Here is a 25,430-nt window from a genome sequence, read left to right as displayed (position 1 = left end):
CGGCCTTGCGGCAACAACGCCCGCAGTTCAGCGATTGAATGCGGGCATTTTTCCGGCGGACAAGCATTGAACGCACGCGCATGAAAAACCTGTTTCTTTCTTTCGAGCGATGGACCACGGCCATCGCCATGGCGGGCGCGTGCGCGATGCTCGCGGTGTCCTCTGCGCTCGGCATCTTCCAGATCGTCACGCGTTTCGTGCTGGAGCAACCGGCCGAGTGGACCGAGGTGCTGATCCGCTTCAGCCTCATCTGGATGGTCTTTCTCGCCATCCCGATGGCCTTTCGACAGGGCGCGATGGTGAGCGTGGACGTGCTCTACCGCTGGAGTCCCCCCGGCATGCGCCGCGCGCTCGATTGGGTGGTGAGCATCGCGGCGCTGGCGCTCATCGGCGTATTGATCTGGTGGGGCTTTGACTACGCCAAACGCGGCGGCGTGCAATCGATGGCGGGGCTGGAATCGGTCTCCATGTTCTGGGCCTATCTTGCCGTGCCGGTGGGCGCGCTGTTCTGCATTCCCGGGATCATCGGCAACCTGCTCGATCCCAAACGCCTCGAACTGGAGACCGCGCAATGACTCCAGTGATGATTGCCACGATGGTGCTGTGCTTTGCGCTCAGCGTCTCGGTGGCCGTGTCGATCGGCCTTGCGTCGATTGCCGGCATTCAGATGTCCAACGCCAACATGCTCATCTCGGTCAAGGAGATGTTCGGCGCGATCAACAAGTTTCCACTCGCCGCGATTCCGTTCTTCATTCTGGCGGGCAACCTGATGGAAACCGGCGGCATCTCGCGCCGCCTCGTGGAGTTCGCCAAGAGCATCGTCGGTGGCGTGCAGGGCGGTCTGCCGATGACCTGCGTGCTCACCTGCATGATCTTCGCGGCGGTGTCCGGCTCCTCGGTCGCCACCACGTTTGCGATTGGCGCAATCCTGATTCCCGCGCTCATCAAGCACGGCTACCCCACGAGTTTTGCCGCTTCACTTCAGGCAACCAGCGCCGAACTGGGCGTGATCATCCCGCCGTCGATCCCGATGATTCTCTACGGCGTGAGCGCCGAAGTGTCGATCGGCGAACTGTTCATCGCGGGTTTCGGCCCCGGCATCCTGATCAGCCTGTCGCTGATGCTGTTCGTCTGGGCCTACTGCAAATGGAAAGGCTGGGGCAAGAACGACGGCGAAGGCCGCATGTCCTTCGGCCGCGCCCTGCTCCAGGCTGGATGGGCACTGGCCATGCCGGTGATCATTCTGGGCGGCATCTACGGCGGCATTTTCACGCCCACCGAAGCCTCCGCCGTCGCGGTGTTCTATGCGCTCGTGGTCGGCATGGTGGTGTACCGCGAAATCAAGATCAAGGATCTCTACTCCGTCTTGCGCAAGTCGGCGCTCTCGTCGGCGGTGATCATGTTCATCATCGCCAACGCCGGGCTGTTCGCGTTTCTGATCACGCGCGCCGGAGTGCCTGACGCCATCGGCCACTGGCTCGAACAAGTGCTCAAGTCGCCCGCGATGTTCCTGCTGGGTGTGAATGCGGCGCTGTTCGTCATCGGCATGTTCATCGAGACCAGCGCCGCCATCATCGTGCTCGCGCCCATCCTCGCGCCGGTGGCACAGCACTTCGGCATCGACCCGGTGCATTTCGGACTCATCATGGTGGTGAATCTGGCGCTCGGCATGATCACCCCGCCATTCGGCGTGAACCTGTTCGCAGCCTGCACGGTAGCGAAAATCTCGCTCGACCGGATCGTCACGCAACTGCTGCCGTTCGTGCTGGTGATTCTGCTATGCCTGTTGGTGATCACCTACGTGCCGGGCATCTCGCTGGGGCTGCGCGATCTGGTGTATGCGCGATAGGTGGCTCAGGAGCCAAATCCGCGAACGAAGGCGTCAATGGTTCTTTGAATTCGCGCTGCACCGGCGTGCTGCATGACAGCGGATTGCGCGCGGACCATCTGCGTGAGCGCGGCCTCGCTGCGCTGGCCTGGCAATATCTCAAGCACGAAGGATCCGCTCCCAGACGCGGGTTGCCGCTTCTCTGCTTCGCCCATCCTGACTTGCCATCATGTCTGCATACACAAGCAAGGCAGGCGCAAGCACAGAATCCGCCTGATTCCGTGCATTCCAGAATGCGTCCAGAATTTCAATGTCACCTTGCGGATCAGGCCGCAGGCGATGCTCAACCACAAAGACTTCGCGCGCCAGCCACGTGTAAATCGTCCCCGCTACGGGTTGGAGGAAACCGTCCATTCGATTCGCAGCGGCCTCGCCCGCCCACACAGCCTGGCCCGGTGCCCATCGAATGTCTTGCCAGCGTCTACTGGCTGGCAGGGAGTATCTGCGCGGATTGAGTTTGTGCCGCAAAGAGACCGGAAAGTGCTGGACCCACGCGCGCGACAATTCATCCCCTGCCAGCAAACGACGGCTCTTGCCTTTTCCCGCACTCAGATGTCCAAGGCGCGTCAAACCCTCTAGGACCTTGCCTACCGAACCCAGCGCCACGCCAGCGGCGGCAGCCATCTCGCGCTGCGACTGATGAACGAGTCCGTCCTGAGTCAGCAGCGCAAACACGAGGCGCAATCCGTTGGATGTTCGCAGGGCACCGTAGTCCGGGGTGGGCGAACGTATTTCAATTCGCGGCCTGCCCGATACAAAAACGAAGCGACCGGGAACGTCGATAAATGCGTTGCCAGCCATGTCGATGAAATTCAAGCCCAGTCGCTGGCACTCTTGCGCCAGGCTTTGCGAGATATAGGTCGCAGCCAATAGTGTGCGTTCCGGACGATTTCTCATCTGCGCGTGCAGAAGATGCAGCGTGTGCAATCGATCTACCACGCGCCTCACTTCGGTGTAGAAAACGCGCTCATCACCGCTTGCCGGAGAAAATCTGACAATGCCATCGCGACCTGGTTCGCGCTCCTGCCCCGCGTTGACGAACTCCAGCCCCGCAACCGAATGCGTTGCATCGAGAGCCTTCTGAAGGATATCCTGTTCGTTCATACACCACGATAGTTCATGTTACGTGAACATTCATAATATATGAACATAATACTGCTGTACAAGCCTCCAGCGCGCCTTCTGTCCATGGACGGCAAGGAAAAGCCTGGCGAACCGCACTCAGATCGAATAGAGAAAAACAGCCTTTTGGGAGGCCGCGACGTTATACTTGCAGGCTTGTCAGGAGAGAGCCCGCAGCTCGAAAAATGATGCGGGCCGCCGAAGGCGCAGGCAGATACCGAACGCTCAGGCAAAAGGACTGGCAAACCGCCCGCAGTGATGCGGGCGTTTCCCTAGCTGGAGAGAGGCCGTCTTTGCAACGAAGGCGGTCCACCGAAGGAGCAAGTCGCGGCACACCTTGCGATGAATCTCTCAGGTAAAGCGGACAGCAGGGCAATACCGCGATCAGCGCACGGCGTTGGTCGTCCGGATCATTTGCCTTGGAGCTTGAAAACCATGTCGTCCGCGCCCTCGCCTGCCACGCCGCTGCTCAACACCCCGCTCAATGCGCTGCACATCGAACTGGGCGCCAGGATGGTGCCGTTCGCCGGCTATTCGATGCCCGTGCAGTATCCCGCCGGCCTGATGGCCGAGCACCATCACACACGCACTGCCGCAGGACTGTTCGATGTCTCGCACATGGGCCAATTGCGCCTCGTGGGTGCCGATGCTGCCGCCGCGTTCGAAACGCTGATGCCCGTTGATGTGGTCGGCCTCGGCGTGGGCAAGCAGCGCTACGGACTGCTGCTCAACGACGAGGGCGGCATCATCGACGACCTGATGTTCTTCAATCGCAGCAAGGACATCTTCGTGATCGTCAACGGCGCATGCAAGGTGGGCGACATCGCTCACATCATCGAGCGCATCGGCCATCGCTGCCAGGTCATTCCCATGCCCGAGCGCGGATTGCTCGCGCTGCAAGGTCCGCAGGCCGCCGCCGTGCTCTCGCGGCTGATTCCCGGCGTGGAAAAACTGGTGTTCATGACGGGTGGCGACTTCCAGTGGAACAACGCCGATCTGTTCATCACCCGCAGCGGGTATACCGGCGAAGATGGTTTCGAGATCTCGGTCCACGAAAGCCGTGCCGAGGAATTCGCTCGCGCGCTGCTGGCCGAGAGTGAAGTCAAGCCCATCGGCCTTGGCGCACGCAACTCGCTGCGGCTCGAAGCCGGGCTGTGTCTCTATGGCAATGACATCGACCACAGCACCACGCCACCCGAAGCCGCGCTCAACTGGGCGATCCAGAAGGTGCGCCGCAGCGCTGGCGAGCGCGCTGGCGGCTTTCCCGGTGCCGGGAAAATTCTTTCCCAGATCGACCAGCCCGAAACGCTCACGCGCAAACGCGTCGGCCTGATCGCCCGGGAACGCATTCCGGTGCGCGAGCCCGCCGTGCTCGAAAACCTCGACGGCCAGCACGTCGGGCATATCACGAGCGGCCTGTTGAGCCCCACACTGAACCAGCCGATTGCGCTGGCCTACGTGCAGGCCGACCATGCCCAGCCCGGAACCGAAATCTTCGCCATCGTGCGCGGCAAATCCGTGCCGATGGTGGTGAGCGCAACGCCGTTCGTGCCAACCAATTACTTTCGCGGCTGAACGGGAAAGAATCCGCGTTCGACGACGCTCGGGAAAGCAACTACGGCGCAGCCATTTCACGCTACATTGCTTCCTGACCAATCTCACCCTCTTTTCAATCTCTCATTTTTTCCGGAGCACCCATGAGCATCCACTACTCCAAAGACCATGAATGGATCAACGCCGCCGACGCCAATGCGGCCGTGGTTGGCATCACCGTGCACGCGCAGGACGCGCTGGGCGACGTGGTGTTCGTCGATCTGCCTGAAGTGGGCAAGACCTTCGCACAGGGCGAAGTGGCGGGCGTGGTCGAGTCGGTCAAGGCCGCAGCCGACGTATACATGCCGGTGTCCGGCGAGATCGTCGAAGTCAACGAGGCTCTGCGCGACGATCCTTCGCTCGCCAACAGCGATCCGCTGAACGCTGGCTGGTTCTTCAAGGTCAAGCTGAGCGAGCCCGCTCAACTGGACGCGCTGATGGACGAAACGAGCTACAACTCGTTTGCCGCCAACGCCTGATACGACAAATCCCCTGCCGCGCCCTTGCATCGTCGAAGGCGCGGCAATTTTTGCTTTTGAGACTGGTCCCTCCATGCAAATGCCCGCCGCACTCCCCCTTTTCGCGCTGGAAAACGCCACCGAATTCCAGCCGCGCCATATCGGCATCAGCCCCGCAGACGAAGCGCACATGCTCTCCGTGATCGGAGAGGCATCGCGCTCGGCGCTGATTGATTCCATCGTTCCGCGTTCCATCGCCCGCGCCGGCGCGATGAACATTCCCGCAGCGATCACCGAGGCAGGCGCGCTCGCCGAACTCAAGGCCATTGCGTCGAAGAATCAGGTCCTCAAGAGCTTCATCGGCCAGGGCTACTACGGCACGTTCACGCCGGGCGTCATCCTGCGCAACGTGCTCGAGAACCCCGCCTGGTACACGGCCTACACGCCCTACCAGGCAGAGATTTCGCAGGGACGCATGGAGGCGCTGGTCAATTTCCAGACCATGGTCTGCGACCTGACCGGGATGTCGATCGCCAATGCCTCGATGCTCGACGAGGCCACCGCCGCCGCCGAGGCGATGACGCTGGCCAAGCGCTCGGTCAAATCCAAAAGCAACGTCTTCGTGGTTGCGGGCGACGCCCATCCGCAGACCATCGAGGTCGTGCAAACCCGCGCCGCGCCGCTCGGCATCGAGGTGAAGGTCGCGAACTCCAAGGAAGAATGGGAAGCGCTGCTCGCGGCCGACTTCTTTGGCGTGCTGATCCAGTACCCTGCCAGCAGCGGCTGGATCGCCGACTGGAAGGCCGATGTGCAGGCCATCCACGCCAAGCAGGCCTCGGCCATCGTCGCCACCGATCTGCTGGCGCTCACGCTGCTTGCGCCTCCGGGTGAATGGGATGCCGACATCGTCGTCGGCTCCACGCAGCGTTTTGGCATGCCGATGGGCGCCGGTGGCCCACACGCCGGTTTCATGGCCTGCCGCGACGAATACAAGCGTTCGCTGCCGGGCCGCCTGGTGGGTGTGAGCGTCGATGTGCACGGCAAACCCGCATATCGCCTTGCGCTGCAAACCCGCGAGCAGCACATTCGCCGCGAAAAGGCGACCTCGAACATCTGCACCGCGCAGGTGCTTCCCGCCGTGATCGCCAGCATGTACGCGGTCTACCACGGCCCCGAAGGTCTCACGCGCATTGCCCGCCGCGTGGCGCGCTTTGCGGCCATTCTGAGCCGTGGGTTGGCCACGCTGGGCTACACCAGCCGCCATCACGACACCGCGTTCGACACCCTCAGCCTGCACACCAGGGGCGAGACCGACGCCATCATGGCGCGCGCCGTGGCCAAGGGCGCGAATCTGCGCAAGGCATGGGACGAATACATCTGCATCTCGCTCGACGAGACCACGACGCGCGCCGACGTGGAACTGGTCTGGTCGATCTTTGCGGGCGAAGGCAAGGCGGTGCCCACCATCGAGGCAATGGACGACGGCGCGCCGTCGCTGATTCCCGAGTTCGCGGTGCGCAAGAGCGGTTTCCTCACGCATCCGGTGTTCAACACCCACCATTCCGAAACGGCGATGCTGCGCTATCTGCGCGGACTGTCCGACAAGGACCTGGCGCTCGACCGCTCGATGATTCCGCTGGGCTCGTGCACCATGAAGCTCAACGCCACGAGCGAGATGATTCCGATCACCTGGCCCGAATTTGCGAACATGCACCCGTTCGCGCCAAAGGACCAGCTCGCCGGCTACCTCGAGCTTGATCAACAACTGCGCGATTGGCTGTGCGAGGCCACCGGCTACGCGGGCGTGAGCCTGCAACCCAATGCGGGCAGCCAGGGCGAATACGCGGGTCTGCTGGCCATCAAGGGCTGGCATGAGTCACGCGGCGAAACGCATCGCAACGTCTGCCTGATCCCGAGCAGCGCGCACGGCACCAATCCGGCATCGGCGCAGATGGTCGGCATGCAGGTCGTCGTCACCGCGTGCGATGCCAATGGCAACGTCGACATGAACGATCTCAAGGCCAAGTGCGAGCAGCACAGCGACAACCTCGCCTGCATCATGATCACCTACCCGTCCACGCACGGCGTGTTCGAGACGCAGGTGAAGGAACTGTGCGAGCTGGTGCACCGCCATGGTGGTCGCGTCTACGTGGACGGCGCCAACATGAACGCACTGGTCGGCGTGGCCGCGCCCGGTGAATTCGGCGGCGACGTCAGTCATCTGAACCTGCACAAGACCTTCTGCATTCCGCACGGCGGCGGCGGTCCGGGCGTGGGTCCGGTCTGCGTGGTCGAAGATCTGGTTCCCTTCCTGCCCGGTCACAAGACCGCCGGGTTCGAAAGCCGCATTGGCGCGGTCAGCGCCGCACCGCTCGGCAACGCGGCCGTGCTGCCGATCAGCTGGATGTACATCCGCATGATGGGTCCCGACGGTTTGAAGCACGCCACGGAAGCGGCGATTCTGAGCGCCAACTACATCAGCGTGCGCCTCAAGGACCACTACCCGACGCTCTATGCCAGCGCCAACGGCCATGTGGCGCACGAGTGCATTCTTGACCTGCGCAACCTCAAGGACACCTCGGGCGTGATGGCCGAAGACGTCGCCAAGCGGTTGATCGACTACGGGTTTCACGCGCCGACGCTGTCCTTCCCCGTGCCCAACACGCTGATGGTGGAGCCCACCGAGAGCGAGAACCTGTACGAGCTCGACCGCTTCATCGACGCGATGATCGCCATCCGCGAGGAAATCCGCGAGATCGAATCGGGCAAGCTGCCGCGCGAGGACAACCCGCTCAAGAACGCGCCACACACGGCCGAGCAGGTCACGGCCGACGAATGGAAGCATGCCTACGCGCGTGAACTGGCCGCCTATCCGGTCGCCGCGCTGCGCAAGTCCAAGTACTGGTCGCCCGTAGGCCGCGTGGACAACGTCTACGGTGATCGCAACCTGTTTTGCAGCTGCGTGCCCATGGATGCCTACGACAAATAAGCACCACCATTGACGCCAACGCGAAGGAGCGAACGATCTGGTGAGCGTTCGCTCCTTTTTGTTCGGCCCGCCGCCGCAGACAGCGATGCAACTTCCCCCGCTCCCGACCATCGCGCATGAGCCTCTGATCCCGCTCTACGAAGACGAGTACCTGCTCGCCTTCGACAAGCCGTCGGGGCTGCTCTGCGTGCCCGGGCGCGGCGCTGAGAAGCAGGATTGCCTGAGCAGCCGGGCGAGCGCGCAGTGGCCCGATGCGCTGATCGTGCATCGGCTCGACATGGCGACCTCCGGGATCGTGCTCCTGGCCAGGGGCATGGCGATGCAGCGGGCCATGAGCGCGAGCTTTGCCGAACGCCGGGTGAACAAGACCTATGAGGCCGTCGTTGCGGGACGACTCATCGGCGAACCCGGAGAATGGAATGTGATCGACGCACCGATTCTTGCGGACTGGCCGAACCGGCCGAAGCAGATCATCGATCCGGCTGGCAAGCCGAGCCTCACGCGATGGCGTGCAATCGCATCGCCGGATATTCAATCACTTACAAAACAAGACGGAAACACACCGAGCGATGAATTGGAAGCGACGCGACTCGAATTGCAGCCGATCACCGGACGTACCCATCAATTGAGAGTACATCTGCTACACCTCGGATTTCCGATTCTGGGAGACGCGCTCTACGCACCACAATTCGTGCGCTTTTCCTCTGAAAGACTCATGCTTCATGCACGCGTTTTGCAGTTCACGCACCCCGTGAGCGCGCGAGAAATATTTATCGAAAGCCAAGTCCCGTTTTAGATTGCGTCAAATCAACCCGACTCTGTACGGTAGATAATCACCATTTGCTGATGCACACCTCCCTAGGGTATTCCCCGTTGTGAGGCCAACTCCCCTCGATAAGCTGGGCGACTTGCCGGATTGCACTCCCCAAAAGGGAGCGCACGACTGCATACAAATTTACTTACTCGTAACTAATAGTGATAGGAATAGCTATGCAAACGACCTTCCGTGTGCGTACGTTGATCGCAGCCCTGGGAGTGGCTGGTGCAGCATTCATCGGTACCGCAGCTCAAGCGCAGATCAAGATCGCACTGGTGATCCCAACGACTGGTGCGCTGACCCAATACGGTGACATGGTCAAGGAAGGTGCTACGACGGCGGTCGAGATGACCAATGCGGCCGGTGGCATCAATGGCAAGAAGATCGAACTCGTGGCCGTGGACGACGCCTGCGAACCCAAGCAAGGCCCGGTCGCCGCCAACCGCGTGGTCAACAGCAAGATCGGCTACGTGATCGGCCCGGTCTGCTCCGGCGCCTCCATCGCCGCCGCTCCCATCTACAACAACGAAGGCGTGGTTGTGGCGACTCCCTCCGCAACGTCTCCCGCGCTGACCGACGGCAAGAACTATCACTTCGTGTTCCGCACCATTGGCCGCGACGACCAGCAAGGCCCTTCGGCAGCCAAGTTCATCATCGAGCAGGCCAAGCCCAAGAAGGTTGCCGTGCTGCACGACAAGCAGTCCTATGGTCAGGGCATCGCCACCGCCGTGCGGGACGACCTGAAGAAGGCCAAGATCGAAGTTGCATTGTTTGAAGGCATCAACGCGGGCGATTCCGACTACTCGGCCGTCATCACCAAGCTCAAGAGCGCCGGTGTGGACTTCGTGTACTTCGGCGGCTACCACCCCGAAATGGGCCTGCTGCTGCGCCAGGCCGCCGAGCAGGGCCTGAAGGTCAAGATGATGGGCCCCGAGGGTGTTGGCAATCCTGAAGTGAACGCCATTGCCGGTGCCGCCGTGGAAGGCATGCTGGTGACGCTGCCGGCCGACTTCTCCGCCAACCCCAAGAACGCTGCCGTTGTGAAGGCGTTCAAGGACGCCAAGCGCAATCCTTCGGGCGCGTTCCAGCTGACATCGTTCGCTGCTGCACAATCGCTGATCGCGGCGATCAAGGCCGCTGGTGACAACCCGGCCAAGGTCGCCGACTGGCTGCACGCCAACTCGGTGGATACCGTGATCGGCCCGATCTCCTGGAACAAGCAAGGCGACCTGAAGTCCTTCGACTTCCAGGTGTTCCAGTGGCACAAGGACGGCTCCAAGACTCCCGCAGTCAAGTAACCCCTGATGCTCTCCCTTCGGGGCAGGACGTTCGCAGACCGGATTTGCGACGTACCTGCCCCGTTCGTTTAACTAGTGCCAGCGAATCGGACGCCCTGCCAACGGGTGCTTTCCCGATGACAAGCGCACAGGGGCCGTGCAAGATCAACCGCACCAGCCTCCAAAGTGGACGACCAAGCAATGTCTGACTTATTGCCGCAGCTGATACAACAGCTATTCAACGGGCTCTCCCTCGGAGCCATCTACGCCCTGATCGCCATCGGCTACACCATGGTCTACGGCATCATCGGGATGATTAATTTCGCCCACGGCGACATCTACATGATCGGCGCCTATGTGGGCTTGGTCACGCTGTCCGCCGTTGGTACCACCAGTGGTCTGCCGATCTGGTTCATCATCGCCCTCATGCTCGTGGTGGCCGTGGTGATCACCGGGGTTTACGGCTTCGCCGTCGAGCAGGTCGCCTACAAGCCGCTGCGCAGCAGTCCGCGTCTCGTGGCGCTGATCTCCGCGATCGGTATGTCGATCTTTCTCCAGAACTGGGTTGCCCTCGGCCAGGGTGCGCGCGACATGGCCGTGCCAGCGCTACTGCCCGGAGCGTTCACGTTTCACCTCGGCAACTTCGAGGTGTTCATTCCCTACGCCCGTATCCTGATCATCGTGGTGGCCGTGGCGCTGATGATTGCGCTCACGCTCTACATCAAGCACTCCCGCATGGGTCGCGCCTCGCGTGCCTGCGCGCAGGACATGCACATGGCCAACCTGCTTGGAATCGACACCAACCGTGTCGTCTCGTTCACCTTCATTCTTGGAGCCGTGCTGGCCGCCGTCGGCGGCGTGCTGATCGCGCTGGCCGTCGGCAAGCTGAACCCGTTCATCGGTTTCATTGCAGGCATCAAGGCGTTCACAGCAGCGGTGCTCGGCGGCATCGGCAGCATTCCGGGTGCCATGCTCGGCGGCGTGGTGCTCGGCGTCGCGGAGACCTTCGCCGCTGCCTACATTTCCTCAGAATACAAGGACATCGTGGCCTTTGGCCTGCTGGTGCTGATCCTGCTGTTCCGCCCGACCGGCCTGCTTGGCAAACCTGAAGTGGAGAAGGTGTGATGAACAAGATCCGCTCTCAACTCGGCCCGGCCCTGTTTGCCACCGTCATTGCCGCGCTGCTGATCATCCCGATCTTCGGGCTGCACCTGGAGCGCGCCGGCATTCGCACCTATCTCGTGCCGCAATGGAACTACGTGATCTGGGGCTGCGTGATCGTCTTCGTGTGGCAGTTGCTGCGCCCCGCCATCAAGACCGCGGTCAAGGGCTTTTCGATGCCCGCGCTGCCCAGCCTGTCTGCCAGGAGCCGCCCGGCGGTGATCCTGGTGGTCGCGCTGATCGCCATTTCGTGGCCGTTCTTCGCAGGACGCAACGCCGTGGACATCGCCACGCTGGCCATGATCTACGTGATGCTCGGCCTGGGTCTGAATATCGTCGTGGGCTTTGCCGGCCTGCTCGATCTGGGTTTTGTGGGTTTCTATGCCGTGGGTGCCTATACCTACGCCCTGCTCTATCACTGGGCAGGCTGGAGCTTCTGGGAGGCTCTGCCGCTGGCCGGTTGCGTCTCGGCGCTGTTCGGGTTCTTGCTGGGCTTTCCGGTGCTGCGACTGCGCGGCGACTATCTGGCCATCGTGACGCTGGGCTTCGGCGAGATCACACGCCTGCTGCTGGTGAACCTGAACCAATGGACCGGCGGCCCGGATGGCATCTCGAGCATTCCCAAGCCGACCTTCTTCGGCCTGCCGCTCACGCGTTCGCCAACCACCGAAGGCGGCACGACGTTCGCGCAGTTCTTCAACATCGAGTTCAGCACCATGCACATGGTGATCTTCCTGTATCTGATGGCGCTGCTGCTTGCCGTCGTCACGCTGTGCGTCAGCAACCGGCTGATCCGCATGCCGATTGGCCGGGCGTGGGAGGCGCTGCGAGAAGACGAGATCGCCTGCCGTTCGCTCGGCCTGAGCCCCACGAAGATCAAGCTCTCGGCTTTCACGCTCGGCGCCATGTTTGCGGGCTTTGGCGGTGCATTCTTCGCGGCGCGCCAGGGCATCGTGAATCCCGAATCCTTCACCTTCATCGAATCGGCGCTGATTCTCGCCATCGTGGTGCTGGGCGGCATGGGTTCGCAACTGGGCGTGATCATTGCGGCGATTCTGATCACCGTGCTGCCCGAACTGGCACGTGAATTTTCCGAATACCGCATGCTGATTTTTGGTCTGGTGATGATTCTGATGATGATCTGGCGCCCTCAGGGCCTGCTGCCGATGAAGCGCCACCATGTGGAGGTTCCCTCGTCCACCGGCAACCACAAGGATGGAGCGCACGCATGAGCCATCTACTCGAAGTCAGGGACCTGAGCATGCGCTTCGGCGGCCTTCTGGCCGTCGATGGCGTGGAAATGTCGATCAAGCCCGGGGAAATCTTCGCCATCATCGGCCCGAACGGCGCTGGCAAGACCACGGTGTTCAACTGCATCAGCGGTTTCTACAAACCCACGACCGGCGTGATCACGCTGGAGGGCCAGTCGATTGCCGGACTCGGCAGCCACAGCGTCGCGCAGCGCGGCGTCGTGCGCACCTTCCAGAACGTGCGGCTCTTCAAGAGCATGACCGCACTGGAGAACCTGCTGGTGGCGCAACACAGCCGCACCAGCAAGTCGGTACTCGGCGGTCTGTTCAACACCAGGAACTACCGGGCCAGCGAAGCAGCCGCCATCGAGAACGCAATGAAATGGCTGCGCTTCATGGGCATCGAGGCCTTTGCCAATCGCGAAGCGGGCAATCTCGCATACGGTCACCAGCGCCGGCTTGAAATCGCGCGCTGCATGATCACCCAGCCCAAGCTGTTGATGCTCGACGAGCCCGCGGCCGGTCTCAATCCGCAGGAAAAGGTCGAGCTGCAGCAGTTGATCGAGCGCCTGCGCACCGAATTCGGCGTGACCGTGCTGCTGATCGAACACGACATGGGTCTGGTGATGGGCGTGTCCGAGCGCATTCTGTGCATGGAATACGGCCGCCCTATCGCCATGGGAACGCCCGAAGAGGTGCGAAGCAACGAGCGGGTCATCAAGGCCTATCTGGGAGAGGCCTGAGATGAGCGCCAAACACATGTTGCAACTGGAACAGGTTTCCACCCACTACGGCGCGATCTGCGCGGTCAACCATGTCAGCCTGCACGTCAATCAAGGCGAAATCGTCACGTTGATCGGCAGCAACGGCGCGGGCAAGACCTCGCTGCTCATGACCGTCTGCGGCAACCCGCGCGCAAGCAGCGGCAAGATCTTGTTCGAGGGCGAGGACATCACGCAGATGTCCACTCACCACATCATGCGCCGCGGCATTGCCATCTCGCCGGAAGGCCGCCGTGTCTTCAAGGACCTGACGGTCGAGGAAAACCTCAAGATGGGCGGCTTCTTCCTGAGCAAGCCGGAAATCGCCGACGGCATCGAGCACGTCTTCAAACTGTTTCCGCGACTGCGTGAGCGCTCGGGTCAGCGCTCGGGCACGATGTCCGGCGGCGAACAGCAGATGCTGGCCATCGGGCGCGCGCTCATGAGCAAGCCGCGCCTGCTGCTGCTCGATGAACCCACGCTCGGCCTCGCTCCGCTGATCATTGCCCAGATCTTCGAGATCATCCAGACCATCCGTGCGAACGGCGTGACGGTGTTTCTGGTCGAGCAGAATGCCAATCGCGCGTTGCAGATCGCGGATCGCGGCTATGTGCTGGAAACAGGCAAGGTGGTGCTCGAGGATTCCGGGCAGGCGCTGCTGACCAATGCCGACGTGCGAAAGGCATATCTGGGCGCGTAGGGATCCTCCGCGCGAATCTTTCCCCGTAAGATGGGCGCATGAGCAAGAACCAACATCTCACCATTCTTACGGGCGGATCGCGCGGCATGGGGCTCGCCATGGGCCAGCAGTTGCTGGGCGAAGGCCATGTGCTGATCAGCATTGCACGCAAGACCAGCGAAGCACTCGCCGCTGCGGCGGCCAGCGAAGACCAGCTTCAGCAATGGGAGCAAGACCTGTCGAACAGCGCGGAAGCCGCCGCACGGCTGACTACGCTGCTGAACTCGCTGACGGCCGGTGACTGGGCGAGTGTCACGCTGATCAACAACGCGGGCGTGATTCCGCGCATCGCCCCGATTGGCCAGATCAGTGCCGACGATCTGCAGAACGCGATGCGTGTGGGTCTCGAGGCACCGATGGCACTGACCGGGGCCTTTCTCGCCGCCACCGATGGCTGGCCCGGCGAACGCAAGGTGCTGAACATCTCTTCGGGCCTCGGTCGCCGACCCATGGGGTCGCAGGCGGCCTATTGCGCGGCCAAGGCCGGTCTGGACCTGTTCACGTCCTGCGTGGCACTCGAAGAAGCCCTCAAACCTGACGGAGCCAGCCTGTGCTCGCTTGCCCCAGGCGTGATTGATACGGACATGCAGGGTCAGTTGCGCGGTGCCAACCCGGGGGATTTTCCCGACATCGGCAGTTTCAAGGCCCTCAAGCAAGACGAGCGACTCTCTTCCCCGGCCGAAGCCGCGGCGCGCGTTCTCGCCTATCTGCGTCGCGCCGATTATGGGGAAAACCCTGTCGCGGATGTGCGCGACAACCCAATTGCTGCGATGCACAATACGTATTCGAATACGTAGCCGCGCATTTCCGCAATATGCACACGCATCGGGGTGCGCTGGCTGAGTTGAAAGTCGAAACCTTACTCATCCAATCAGACAGGAGATCCGCATGTCCCGTGAAGTAGTTGTAGTCAGCGCCGTACGCACCGCCATTGGTACCTTCGGCGGCAGCCTCAAGGATGTTCCGCCGACGGAGTTGGGCGCCACGGTGGTTCGTGAGTCGCTGGCGCGCGCGAAGGTGGATGGCAAGGACGTGGGCCACGTGGTGTTCGGCCATGTGGTGAACACCGAACCCAAGGACATGTACCTCTCGCGCGTGGCGGCCATCAACGGCGGCTGCGGCGAAGGCACCCCGCATACAACGTGAACCGCCTCTGCGGCTCGGGCCTGCAGGCCATCGTGAACGCGAGCCAGTCGATCCTGCTTGGCGATGCCGACATCGCCATCGGAGCCGGTGCCGAGAACATGAGCCGCGCGCCCTATGCCTCGCTCACCAGCCGCTGGGGCGCTCGCATGGGCGACTTCAAGATGATCGACATGATGATCGGCGCGCTGCACGATCCGTTCCACAACATCCACATGGGCGTGACCGCGGAGAACATCGCCGCCAAGTGGGGCATCACGCGCGAAGAGCAGGACGCGCTGGCCGTCGAAAGCCACAACCGCGCCGAGCGCGCGACCGCGGCCGGTTACTTCAAGGACCAGATCGTGCCCGTCACGCTCAAGTCCAAGAAGGGTGACGTCGACTACGTGACCGACGAACACTTCCGCGCGGGCGCGACCGCCGCCGACTTCGCCAAGCTCAAGGCGGTGTTCCAGAAGGAAAATGGCACGGTCACCGCGGGCAATGCCTCGGGCATCAACGACGCAGCCGCCGCCGTGGTACTGATGGATTCCAAAACCGCGCAGGCGCGCGGCCTCAAGCCGATGGCGCGCCTCGTGGCCTATGCGCATGCCGGCGTGGATCCCAAGTTCATGGGCATCGGCCCGGTACCAGCGACCAAGCTGGCACTGGAAAAGGCGGGTCTCACGATCAACGATCTGGATGTGGTGGAAGCCAATGAAGCCTTCGCCGCACAGGCCTGCGCCGTGACGCGCGATCTGGGCCTGGACCCGGCCAAGGTGAACCCGAACGGCTCCGGCATCTCGCTCGGACACCCGATTGGCGCAACCGGTGCCGTGATCACCGTGAAGGCGCTGCACGAACTCGAACGCATCAAGGGCAAGTACGCGCTCGTGACCATGTGCATTGGCGGCGGACAAGGCATCGCGGCGATTTTCGAGCGCATGTGATTTGGCCAACCTCTGGATAGCACGAGTACGCCAGCCACCGGACACACGGTAATATCGACGCTGGTGTCCCCAAACAAGGCCCCACTGGTTTTCCAGACGGGGCCTTTTTCCATTCGCAGGAGAGACTTTCACATCATGATGATGCGCCGCACATTCACAACAACCACGGCCGTTGCCGCCTATCTCGCACTCGCCGTTGGCGGCATGGCCCACGCCCAGAACGCCCCGGCGGCCAGCTATCCCACCAAGCCCGTGCGTCTCGTGATTCCCTTTCCTCCGGGCGGCGGCACGGACATTCTGGCGCGCCTGATCGCCAACGAACTCAGCAAGACCAACAAGTGGACGGTGGTGGCCGACAACAAGCCCGGCGCTGGCGGCACCATCGGCATCGGCGAAGTCGCCAAGGCCCAACCCACAGGCTACGACATCGTGATGGGCCAGAAGGACAATCTGGTCATCGGTCCATGGCTGTACAAGAACCTGCCCTGGAATCCCACGAAAGACCTGACCGCCGTCGCGCACGTGGCCTATACGCCGGTGATCATCGCGACGTCGGCAAACTCCAAATACAAGACGCTTGCCGACGTGGTCGCCGCCGCCAAGGCCAATCCGGGCGCGGTGACCTATGGTTCGCCCGGCAACGGCACCTCGATCCATCTGGCCGGCGACCTCTTTGAAAAGGCGGCAGGCATCAAGCTGAGCCACGTGCCGTACAAGGGCTCCAATCCCGCGATGATGGACGCACTCGCGGGCAACGTCGATCTGCTGGTTTCGTCGGTTCCGTCGGCCATGGGACAGATCCAGTCAGGCAAGCTGCGCCCACTCGCGGTCACCTCGGCCAAGCGCAGTTCCTCGCTGCCCGACGTGCCAACGGTTGCGGAATCCGGCTACAAGGGCTTCGATGTGAGCACCTGGTATGGCGTGATGGCACCGGCCGGCACGCCCGCCAATGTGGTGACCACGCTCAACACCGAAATCAACAAGCTCCTCGCCACTCCTGAATTGAAGGCGGCCATCCACGCACAGGGCGCGGAGCCTCTCGCCATGTCGCCTGCGGATTTCGGCAAGCAGTTGAATTCCGAATATACGCAATGGAAGGGCATCGTCGAGGCATCGGGCGTGAAGATCGAATAAGCCTCACACATCCACAACCGCGCGCAGCTCCTCGCGCGGTTGTTTTTTATTGCTATCGAACCAAAGAGTGACGTAGGAAATTTCACTCAGCGAACCCTCTCGTCTTCCCGGCAGTCATGACTTACATCAGGATGTACAGCATCATGACAAAAGATACTTCTTCACACATTGACATTGGAGAAGTACATGGCCTTGCTGGTTTGGTTGCCAGAACTGGATACTGGCATTGACGAAATCGACAGGCAGCATCGTCGTATCGTCGAATACATCAACAAACTGCATGAAGTGAGAGCGACACACGACCGCGAGGAACTCGGCAACGTGATCAGCGAAATGGTGGACTACACCCTCTCCCACTTCGTGTTTGAAGAAGCGCTGATCGAAAATGCGGGCTACATGTTCGCAGGTCCGCACAAGAAGGTGCACGAGCTGTTCACCCGGCGCGTAGCCGAGATGCAGTCGCGATTCGATTCGGGTGAGGACGTCACGGCAGAACTTCACTCGATGCTCTCCCGCTGGCTGTTCAACCACATCCGCAACGAGGACCATGGCTACGTGGATGCGGCAAAGACCTATCTGCGCATGGCCCAGGCAAGCGGACCGTCGGCCGAAGTAACCCGCATCAAGGCCGAGGTGCTACGGGAACTGGAGCAGCGCCACAAGAAAAAGGGCTGGATCTCGCGCCTGTTCGGTGGATAGGAAGGCGCGCACTCGATCAAAGAAAAACGGCCCGTGAAAGGGCCGTTGCAGTTTTCATGTGGCAAGCGAGCCACCCTGCGGCCCTATCAGTCGCGCACCACGAGCACCGGAATCTCGGAGATACCGAGCACACGCTGAGTGACGCTACCCAGCACCAGCTTTTCCAGACCCTTGCGGCCATGCGAGCCCATGACGATCAGATCGGCGCCAACCTCCTTGGCTGCGCGATGAATGCCCTCGTGAATGGCGTGGCCCTCGCCCATCTTGGTGACCACTTTTTCAACGCCCGCTTCCACCAACGCCTTGCTCGCGGCATCCAGCGCGGAATTGGCTTCGGCGCTCGCTGCCGTCAAATACTGCGACTGGCCATAGGCAAAATCAGCGCCCACGCCGGTAAAGGGATAGGGATCGATGACATAGAGCACCGTCACCGTGCTGCCGTAGGTCTTTGCCAGGCCAGCGGCTTTGGAAACCGCGCTCAAAGCCGTTGTGGAACCATCGACCGGGATCAGAATATTGGAAAACATGAATTCTCTCCTGCACTAAAAAACTGAACCGTCCAACCAAAGAACGAAGCGGTTGATGAGTTTCGGACTCTGCGCCCTCCAGGCTGTTGACTCAAATCAACCCGCCCCGGTTCCCCCTGCATTCTGAAATTCACCTGCGCGACAGGTGACGACCAGCGTATCACGCCAGCCCACCGCTCCCGATGGCTGTATCGGCGTAGTCTCATGGATCATGCGGGCATCGTCGAGCAGCATCACCGACCATGGCTCGGCCAATGTGAAGCGTTGCCCGTTCGGACCTGTCGCCTCGAAGATGCGGGTCTCGCCGCCCTTCACACCCTGACGATCCACCAGGAACACCGCCACGAGATCCACGCCATCACGGTGCGCGCCCTCGGGCGTCGGGCGTCCGATACCGTCCGAGGTGTCGATCCTGAACTGGTGCGCCTCGATGAACCAGGGTTTGAGCGTGCCATCGCGCGCAATCGCATCCTGTGCGAGTTGTGCGAGCGCGCGCATCATCTGCGGCCACACCGCGTGCGCCACCGTGGCTTCCTGCATGGGAGCAAACCAGCGCTGCATGCCGCCATGCAATGCGTTGTATTCCACGGGCTGCCAATGCGCGCGATGCGGCACTTGTTCATAGCGCTCGCCCTGCACCACAAAGCACGAGTGACGCCGCCTGCGGTAGCGTCCACCGTCCTTCAGAAACTCGTCGGCGGCAGATCGGCCCAACGGGCCGACAGGGCTTGCAGTTCCTTGATGTCGCAACCGATCCAGTCGGCAACGTCGCTGGGCTGCAAGACGGCAAACCCGCGGTCACGCAACTGGGTCGCTACCTGATCCGCGGGAGAGTAAGGAGGGGAAAACGTGACGTGGGCCATAGGCCCGGAGCTTAAACCCTTGTGCAAGGCGCAAGGGCGAATCGGGCAGCCAGGATCGTGAAAATCTGCAGACCGCCGTGCCGGGCAACGCTCAATCAGTCACGACCGTGACCTCGGCCGTGCCCATGGCCGTTGCCGCGGTAATCGTCGCGGTCGTCGCGATCCCGGCGATAGTCACGGTGATCGTGCCTGTCGTATCGGTCGTCCCGATCACGGCGATCCCAACGGTCGTCGCGATCACGCGCATGGCGCGGCGGCGGGCCACGGTGAAACTGCGGTGGCGGGTTTCTCAGAAAGTAGACGTTCTGACCGCATGCGCCATACCGGGCGCAATGCTTGCCCCAGTGTTTCGCATGGCCAGGCGGCACATACATATAGACGGGTTCGGCAGGCACCACGACACGTGGCGGAGCGATGATCACGGGCTGCTGATAAATGACGGGCGGCGGCGGAGCGCCGCCGAGGTCCACGCGTCCATAGACACCCGGAGCAATCTGCCCACCGACCGAGCCGCCGAGGTAAACCTGCGCGCTGGCAGCAACGCCCAGCGTTGCCAGCAACACGCCAGCGACGCCCGCGCGCACGCGTTGACGCACGGCGCGGCGCGTGTTCTCGGAGCATATGCGTGAAGTGTCTGTGGGTTCCGTCATGGGCAATTCCTTGTGTTGTTGAATGCGCCGCCATGGTAAGCACCGCTAGGAAGCTGGATCTGAATCACTCAATAAAAGCTGTAAGCACCAGTATTGACCGGAGCGCAGCGATTCATCTTGGCTCAACGTCTACCCAGTGCCTACCGTTGACCGGGCAAACAACAGGCGCGCGCTTCGGCGTGTATGCTTGTATCGGGATTGGCAGCATCTGGCGCGTGCGCAGTGTCATCAACGACAATGACAGCCACGCGCATCGCTCCTATCATGCTGCCCAGCATTGTTTGATTTTTCAGGTCAGCCCCGCCGACCACGCAGTTGCAGTAAACAACATGAACATTGTCATTCTGGACGACTATCAAGACGCCGTACGCAAACTCCATTGCGCCGAGCGGCTCGAACGATATTCCGCCAAGGTTTACACCAATACGGTCAAAGGTCTCGGCCAATTGTCGGTGCGCCTGAAGGACGCCGACATCATCGTGCTGATCCGCGAGCGCACCCAGATCTCCAAGCAACTGGTGGAAAAGCTACCGCGCCTCAAGCTCATTGCTCAAACCGGCAAGGTCGGCTCGCACATCGACGTTGCCGCGTGCACCGAAAAAGGCATCGCGATTGCCGAAGGTGTTGGCTCGCCGGTGGCACCGGCGGAACTGACTTGGGCGCTGATCATGGCCGCGACGCGCCGTCTGCCGCAATACATCGCCAACCTCAAGCATGGTGCTTGGCAACAATCGGGCATGCGCTCGGCATCGATGCCGCCGAATTTCGGACTCGGCATGGTTCTGCGAGGCAAGACGCTGGGCATCTGGGGCTACGGCAAGATCGGCCGCATCGTCGCAGGCTACGCCAAGGCATTCGGCATGAATGTGCGAGTCTGGGGTCGCGAGGCCTCGCGTGCGCAGGCCTTGAGCGACGGCTTCCAGGTTGCCTCCACGCGCGCGGAATTCTTCTCGCAATGCGATGTGATTTCCCTGCATCTGCGGCTCAACGAAGAGACTCGCGGCATTGTGAAGCTCGAAGACCTGAGCCAGATGAAACCCACGGCGCTGATCGTCAACACCTCGCGTGCGGAACTGATAGAGCCCGATGCGTTGATCGCCGCGCTCAACCGCGGCCGCCCCGGCATGGCCGCCGTGGACGTTTTCGAGAGCGAGCCGATTCTGCAGGGACACGCGCTGCTCCGACTCGAAAACTGCGTATGCACGCCGCACATAGGCTATGTGGAGCAGGATAGCTACGAGCTGTATTTCGGCGCGGCGTTTGACAACGTGGTCAACTTCGTCAAGGGCACGCCCACCAACATCGTGAATCCCGGCGCGCTGCAGGTCCGGCGCTGACGGTTGGTCTAAGCGGCGCGAATGCCGCCGCGCAAGACACGCAGAAAAAAGGGGCTCCGAGGAGCCCCTGCTTCACTTGCCGAACGCAACTCAGTTCAGCGGCACCTTGTCGCCGTTCTTGTATGCGAACAGCGTCACGGCCGGGTTCTTCATCTCACCATTGGGCTCGAACGAGATCTTCGCGGTCACGCCCTGGTAGTTGGACTTCTTGAGCTCGGGAATGTACTTCTTCGGATCCGAAGAACCGGCGCGCACCATGGCGTCGGCGAGCAGCATCGTGGCGTCGTACTTGTACGGGCTGTAGACCTGGAACTGGCCAGGGAACTTGGCGTCGTAACGAGTCTTCCAGTCCTTGCCGCCGGGCATCTTCTCGAGCGAAGCACCGCCCACGGCGCAGATGACATTGGCAAGCGTCGGCGCACCGGCAGACAGCTTGGCGAGTTCGGTGGTGCAGAAACCGTCGCCGCCGAAGTACTTCTGCTTGGTCAGACCGAGCTGGGCCATCTGGCGCAGCATCGGGCCGGCCTGAGCGTCCATGCCGCCGTAGAACACGGCATCAGGATTCTTTGCCTTGATGGCAGTCAGAATCGCCATGAAGTCGGTGGACTTGTCGGTCGTGAACTGTTCTTCAACAACCTTGATGCCCTTTTCGGCAGCCACTTTCTTGAACACGCTGGCGAGACCCTGGCCGTAGGCCGTACGGTCATCAATCACGGCGACGGTCTTGAGCTTGAGCGTGTCCGCAGCGTAGGCTGCGAGTGCGGCACCGAGCGCGTTGTCGTTGGCGATGATGCGGTAGGTCGTGTCGTAACCCGGCTTGGTCAGGTTCGGGTTGGTCGCGGCGCCGGTCACCATTGGCACGCCGCAGTCGTTGTAGATCTTCGAGGCTGGAATCGTGACGCCCGAATTCAAGTGGCCCACCACGCCGGCGACCTTGGCGTCGCACAGCTTCTGCGCAGCGGCGGTGCCCTGCTTCGGATCGGCAGCATCGTCTTCGGCCATCAGCTCGAACTTCACCTTCTTGCCACCGATGGTCACGCCCTTGGCGTTCAGATCGTCAACGGCCATGCGCGCGCCATTTTCATTGTCCTTGCCGTAGTGACCCTGAGGCCCGGATACGGGGCCCACGTGACCGATCTTCACCACCTCTTGAGCGGATGCCATGCCGGCCACTGCCGCAATTGCAGCAGCGATAGTCAACTTCAACTTCAATTGCATACGAATCTCCAAATTAGAAAACGCTGAGATATATGGTTTTGTCCCAACGCGGTGAAACATAGCGCAATTCATACTCTGAAACACTAGGGAATCTCTGCATGACCGAACATGTCGGGACAATCGATTGATGCAATTTGCAGGCCATATATGGCCTCGTTCGAGCGGGAGCGTTAGCTGGCGCGGTTGCGCGGCAATAAAGTGCGGGGACAGGCGCAGCACCGAACGCCTATGCAATGAGAACATAGTTTGCCATTCACAGATTCTTTACGCGCCAACCGTGCGCGGCGCACCACATTCGGGAAATCCCTTCTGGTGCAAGGCGCCTCATTTCAGGCCAAACGCCGGACCTTGCGCGTTACCTCGACCCCTGAGTCGAGGCCAGCTCGTCAGCCACCGCCTCATACACCGACTGGCGCACGACCGACTCCACTTCTTCACGCAAACGAGGAACGATGGAGCGCGTCTGCTCCTGGATCACCTGAGCGATGGCATCTCGCAAACGCTGTTCAAGCATCACGTCCACGCGCTGCATGACGCGATGCACCACATACTCTTCGTAACCATCGGGCAACGGAACGGGTTGCGCGGTGATCACGGTTTGCGGCAATGACGGTGCCTGCACGGAGGGAGCACGCGCGTCGCCGGGCTCCTGCGTCATCTGCGTCGTTGGCGAGAGAACTTCGGCATCATCCGATTCCAGGACCGTCGCGGATTCCGGGGTCTCGCCAGACTCCGGGGACGGCGGCGGCAGCTCGTCGTCATCGTCAACTCCGGCGGGCAGTTCATACCCGCCGGGCACTTCCGCCGGGGCCAACAGGGCCTCCGCCATCTGCGCGTCTGCGGGCAAATCGACCTCCTCGGTCAGGGTCGGAACGAATTTGGGTGGAGTGGTGGAAGAAGCAGATGCCATGTCAGGCATTTTCTTTCAAAACAAGATCGTGGCGAACGATCTCGTAACCTTGTGCAGCGTACTGACGCCAGCGCGTGCGGGCCGATTGACGATCCTGCTCATCGCTCGCGCTGACCACCTCGATCACCTTCTCGAACTGTTCAAAGCCGGAAGGAAGCTGCGAGCCCAGGTTGAGCAGCACGTCACGCATGGCCACCGAAAGCGGCTGCACGGCCAGGAGTACCGGCGAGGCTGCCACCACGTCGGGGTCTGCATCGGCCAGCGCGTGAGCCACGAAATCCGTTGGACCCAGCGCCCACATCATGCGGTCGAGCGCCTGGAGTTCAGCCGCGCCACCCGTCACCACCACGCGCGCGCCGTGTTTGAGCGCCTTGCGGGCAAAGCGGCAGGCGTAGGCCAGCTTGTCTGGCGCGTTGAAATGAAATGCGACTTCGGTCATGGCGTCTCGAACGAATACTGCGGAGCTCAGACCGTCTTGCGAACCGCAGCCGACTTGCGCACGGCCTTGGTCTTGCTCGCGGGCCTGGCAGTTCCGGCGTCGCCCGCCAGATAGTGCATCAAAAGTCCCACGGGACGGCCGGTCGCGCCCTTGGACGGCCCGCTCTTCCACGCCGAACCTGCGATGTCCAGATGCGCCCAGGGCGTACTGCCGGTGAAGCGTTGCAGGAATTTGGCGGCCGTGATCGCGCCACCCGCGCGACCCGCCACGTTGGCCACATCGGCAAAGTTGCTGCGCAGGCCCTCGGCGTATTCATCGTCCAGCGGCATGCGCCAGCACAGATCGTGGGCCGCATCGCCAGCGGCCTCCAACTGGGCGGCGAGCGCATCATCGGACGCGAACAGGCCGCTGCGCTGGCTGCCCAGGGCGATCACGCAGGCTCCGGTCAGGGTGGCAATATCGACCAGCGCGCGTGGCTTGAAACGTGCGGCGTAGGTAATCGCGTCACACAGCACGAGACGGCCCTCGGCGTCGGTGTTCAGCACTTCGATGGTCTGGCCGTTCATGCTGGTCACCACGTCACCGGGCTTGAGCGCATTGCCATCGGGCATGTTCTCGCACGCAGGAATCAGCCCGACCACGTTGACCGCGGGACGCAGCTCGGCAAGCGCCGTGAACACCCGAGCACGCTGGCCGCGCCGCCCATGTCGAACTTCATTTCGTCCATCTCGGCCGCCGGCTTGAGCGAAATGCCACCGGTGTCGAACGTGATGCCCTTGCCGACCAGTACCACCGGTGCTTCCGACTTGGCCGCGCCGTTATAGCGCAGTTCGATGAAGCGCAGTTGCTCGGCCGAGCCCTGCGACACCGCCATGAACGCGCCCATTCCGAGCCGGGCGACCTCGGCAGGACCGTGCACCTTGCAGGTGATGCCCGTGGTCACCAGGCCCTTGGCCGCATTGGCCAGCAGCGTGGGCGTGGCGTGGTTGGCCGGGCGATTCGCCCATTCGCGGGCAAATTCCACACCCTTGGCGATGGCACAGGCCATGTCGAACGAAGCCTTGACCTTGCCCGCGTCTTCCACACCCACGACCAGGCGGGCGAGCGCAACCGGTTCCGCCTTGGTCTTGGTCGTGGTGTAGACATAACCAAGGTCGGCGCAGCACTGCACCGCCACCGCCACCGCATCGGCCGAGGACTTGCCCGCAAAAACCACAACGGCCTTTTTCACCTTGGGGGATTTCAGGACATTCGCGACCCCTGCCAGCGCCTGACGCACGCCGCGCGCGCTACCATCACCGGTTCCGGCCAGAATCACTCGCCGCGCCGCGATCAGTGGCGATGCATACATCTGCAGGTTTTTCCCGGCCTTGAGCTCCAGATCACCGGACTTGAGCGCCTGTGCCAGGATCGCGGAAACCGCATCCTTACCCGGCTTCACGCCTTCTGGGACCAACACGATGAGGGCATCGCATTTCTGGCTGGAAGCGGCAGATAACGAGAGAGTGGTCAGTTCGAAGTTCATA

General features: G+C 61.9%; 21 protein-coding genes, 3 pseudogenes and 2 riboswitches. Of the genes and pseudogenes, 16 read left to right on the top strand and 8 right to left on the bottom strand.

The features are described 5' to 3' along the window. Positions 1 to 80 precede the first annotated feature (80 nt). Both H9K75_RS01095 and H9K75_RS01090 read left to right on the top strand, forming a co-directional pair. Positions 81 to 575, top strand: coding sequence for a TRAP transporter small permease (locus H9K75_RS01095; RefSeq protein ID WP_187724437.1), 495 nt, complete (start codon positions 81 to 83; stop codon positions 573 to 575). Further along, positions 572 to 1,849, top strand: coding sequence for a TRAP transporter large permease (locus H9K75_RS01090; protein ID WP_187724436.1), 1,278 nt, complete (start codon positions 572 to 574; stop codon positions 1,847 to 1,849). The genes H9K75_RS01095 and H9K75_RS01090 overlap by 4 nt, the downstream gene beginning before the upstream one ends. 138 nt (positions 1,850 to 1,987) lie before the next feature. Here H9K75_RS01090 and H9K75_RS01085 read toward each other — a convergent pair whose 3' ends face one another. Continuing rightward, positions 1,988 to 2,992 (bottom strand): type IV toxin-antitoxin system AbiEi family antitoxin, encoded by a 1,005-nt coding sequence (locus H9K75_RS01085; protein ID WP_187724435.1) that lies wholly within the window; start codon positions 2,990 to 2,992, stop codon positions 1,988 to 1,990. A gap of 168 nt (positions 2,993 to 3,160) precedes the next feature. Next, a riboswitch (glycine riboswitch) is annotated at positions 3,161 to 3,261 on the top strand. A 15-nt stretch (positions 3,262 to 3,276) separates the two neighbouring features. Then, a riboswitch (glycine riboswitch) is annotated at positions 3,277 to 3,388 on the top strand. 57 nt (positions 3,389 to 3,445) lie between these two features. Here H9K75_RS01085 and gcvT point away from each other — a divergent pair. The 13 genes and pseudogenes from gcvT to H9K75_RS01020 all read left to right on the top strand — a co-directional run bounded on the left by gcvT (position 3,446) and on the right by H9K75_RS01020 (position 17,960). Further along, entirely contained in the window at positions 3,446 to 4,585 is a 1,140-nt protein-coding gene (gcvT, locus tag H9K75_RS01080; protein WP_226858445.1) for a glycine cleavage system aminomethyltransferase GcvT, read from the top strand. A 122-nt stretch (positions 4,586 to 4,707) separates the two neighbouring features. Continuing rightward, positions 4,708 to 5,082 (top strand): glycine cleavage system protein GcvH, encoded by a 375-nt coding sequence (gene gcvH / locus H9K75_RS01075; RefSeq protein WP_187724433.1) that lies wholly within the window; start codon positions 4,708 to 4,710, stop codon positions 5,080 to 5,082. Positions 5,083 to 5,155: 73 nt separating this feature from the next. Further along, entirely contained in the window at positions 5,156 to 8,050 is a 2,895-nt protein-coding gene (gene gcvP / locus H9K75_RS01070; RefSeq protein ID WP_187724432.1) for an aminomethyl-transferring glycine dehydrogenase, read from the top strand. Positions 8,051 to 8,135: 85 nt separating this feature from the next. Continuing rightward, positions 8,136 to 8,846 carry an RluA family pseudouridine synthase gene (locus tag H9K75_RS01065; RefSeq protein ID WP_187725859.1) on the top strand — a complete coding sequence of 237 codons (711 nt, stop codon included), beginning with the start codon at positions 8,136 to 8,138 and terminating at the stop codon, positions 8,844 to 8,846. 194 nt (positions 8,847 to 9,040) lie between these two features. Next, entirely contained in the window at positions 9,041 to 10,165 is a 1,125-nt protein-coding gene (locus tag H9K75_RS01060; RefSeq protein WP_187724431.1) for a branched-chain amino acid ABC transporter substrate-binding protein, read from the top strand. A gap of 180 nt (positions 10,166 to 10,345) precedes the next feature. Next, complete coding sequence (livH, locus tag H9K75_RS01055) at positions 10,346 to 11,269, top strand: high-affinity branched-chain amino acid ABC transporter permease LivH (protein ID WP_187724430.1); 924 nt, start codon at positions 10,346 to 10,348, stop codon at positions 11,267 to 11,269. Continuing rightward, positions 11,269 to 12,537, top strand: coding sequence for a high-affinity branched-chain amino acid ABC transporter permease LivM (locus H9K75_RS01050; RefSeq protein ID WP_187724429.1), 1,269 nt, complete (start codon positions 11,269 to 11,271; stop codon positions 12,535 to 12,537). Before livH ends, H9K75_RS01050 begins: the two co-directional genes overlap by 1 nt. Continuing rightward, a complete protein-coding gene (gene livG, locus H9K75_RS01045; RefSeq protein ID WP_187724428.1) occupies positions 12,534 to 13,298 on the top strand; it encodes a high-affinity branched-chain amino acid ABC transporter ATP-binding protein LivG in 765 nt (254 codons plus the stop codon). The genes H9K75_RS01050 and livG overlap by 4 nt, the downstream gene beginning before the upstream one ends. A 16-nt stretch (positions 13,299 to 13,314) precedes the next feature. Next, positions 13,315 to 14,016, top strand: coding sequence for an ABC transporter ATP-binding protein (locus H9K75_RS01040; protein WP_187725858.1), 702 nt, complete (start codon positions 13,315 to 13,317; stop codon positions 14,014 to 14,016). A gap of 38 nt (positions 14,017 to 14,054) precedes the next feature. Beyond that, positions 14,055 to 14,852 (top strand): SDR family NAD(P)-dependent oxidoreductase, encoded by a 798-nt coding sequence (locus tag H9K75_RS01035; RefSeq protein ID WP_187724427.1) that lies wholly within the window; start codon positions 14,055 to 14,057, stop codon positions 14,850 to 14,852. 91 nt (positions 14,853 to 14,943) lie between these two features. Beyond that, positions 14,944 to 16,127: pseudogene (bktB, locus tag H9K75_RS01030) on the top strand (beta-ketothiolase BktB). Between the two features lie 135 nt (positions 16,128 to 16,262). Beyond that, entirely contained in the window at positions 16,263 to 17,261 is a 999-nt protein-coding gene (locus tag H9K75_RS01025; RefSeq protein WP_404826393.1) for a Bug family tripartite tricarboxylate transporter substrate binding protein, read from the top strand. A 186-nt stretch (positions 17,262 to 17,447) separates the two neighbouring features. Then, complete coding sequence (locus H9K75_RS01020; protein WP_187724426.1) at positions 17,448 to 17,960, top strand: bacteriohemerythrin; 513 nt, start codon at positions 17,448 to 17,450, stop codon at positions 17,958 to 17,960. A gap of 86 nt (positions 17,961 to 18,046) precedes the next feature. Here the strand turns inward: H9K75_RS01020 and H9K75_RS01015 are convergent, their stop codons facing one another. The 3 genes and pseudogenes from H9K75_RS01015 to H9K75_RS01005 all read right to left on the bottom strand — a co-directional run bounded on the left by H9K75_RS01015 (position 18,047) and on the right by H9K75_RS01005 (position 20,000). Further along, positions 18,047 to 18,487 carry a universal stress protein gene (locus tag H9K75_RS01015; RefSeq protein ID WP_187724425.1) on the bottom strand — a complete coding sequence of 147 codons (441 nt, stop codon included), beginning with the start codon at positions 18,485 to 18,487 and terminating at the stop codon, positions 18,047 to 18,049. Between the two features lie 96 nt (positions 18,488 to 18,583). Continuing rightward, positions 18,584 to 19,350: pseudogene (locus tag H9K75_RS01010) on the bottom strand (2OG-Fe dioxygenase family protein). A gap of 95 nt (positions 19,351 to 19,445) precedes the next feature. Continuing rightward, entirely contained in the window at positions 19,446 to 20,000 is a 555-nt protein-coding gene (locus H9K75_RS01005) for a hypothetical protein (protein WP_187724424.1), read from the bottom strand. A gap of 329 nt (positions 20,001 to 20,329) precedes the next feature. On the opposite strand from H9K75_RS01005, the gene H9K75_RS01000 reads away from it, so the two are divergent. Further along, positions 20,330 to 21,337, top strand: a complete 1,008-nt coding sequence (locus tag H9K75_RS01000; RefSeq protein WP_187724423.1) for a D-2-hydroxyacid dehydrogenase family protein — start codon at positions 20,330 to 20,332, stop codon at positions 21,335 to 21,337. A gap of 90 nt (positions 21,338 to 21,427) precedes the next feature. Here the strand turns inward: H9K75_RS01000 and H9K75_RS00995 are convergent, their stop codons facing one another. The 4 genes and pseudogenes from H9K75_RS00995 to H9K75_RS00980 form a co-directional block, all read right to left on the bottom strand. After that, the gene (locus H9K75_RS00995; protein ID WP_187724422.1) at positions 21,428 to 22,555 is read right to left on the bottom strand and encodes a branched-chain amino acid ABC transporter substrate-binding protein; all 1,128 of its coding nucleotides are present in this window, start codon (positions 22,553 to 22,555) and stop codon (positions 21,428 to 21,430) included. Positions 22,556 to 22,910: 355 nt separating this feature from the next. Beyond that, a complete protein-coding gene (locus H9K75_RS00990) occupies positions 22,911 to 23,465 on the bottom strand; it encodes a hypothetical protein (RefSeq protein WP_187724421.1) in 555 nt (184 codons plus the stop codon). A gap of 1 nt (position 23,466) precedes the next feature. Continuing rightward, positions 23,467 to 23,904: a DNA polymerase III subunit chi gene (locus H9K75_RS00985; protein ID WP_187724420.1), complete on the bottom strand. Its 438-nt coding sequence runs from the start codon at positions 23,902 to 23,904 to the stop codon at positions 23,467 to 23,469. A 26-nt stretch (positions 23,905 to 23,930) separates the two neighbouring features. After that, positions 23,931 to 25,429 (bottom strand): annotated as a pseudogene (locus H9K75_RS00980) (leucyl aminopeptidase). Between the last annotated feature and the right edge of the window lies 1 nt (position 25,430).

The organism is Diaphorobacter aerolatus, from assembly GCF_014489535.1.
Taxonomy (GTDB): domain Bacteria; phylum Pseudomonadota; class Gammaproteobacteria; order Burkholderiales; family Burkholderiaceae_C; genus Diaphorobacter_A; species Diaphorobacter_A aerolatus.
The sequence above is the reverse complement of the archived record's forward strand: the minus strand, read 5'-3'. Positions and strand labels throughout refer to the sequence as shown.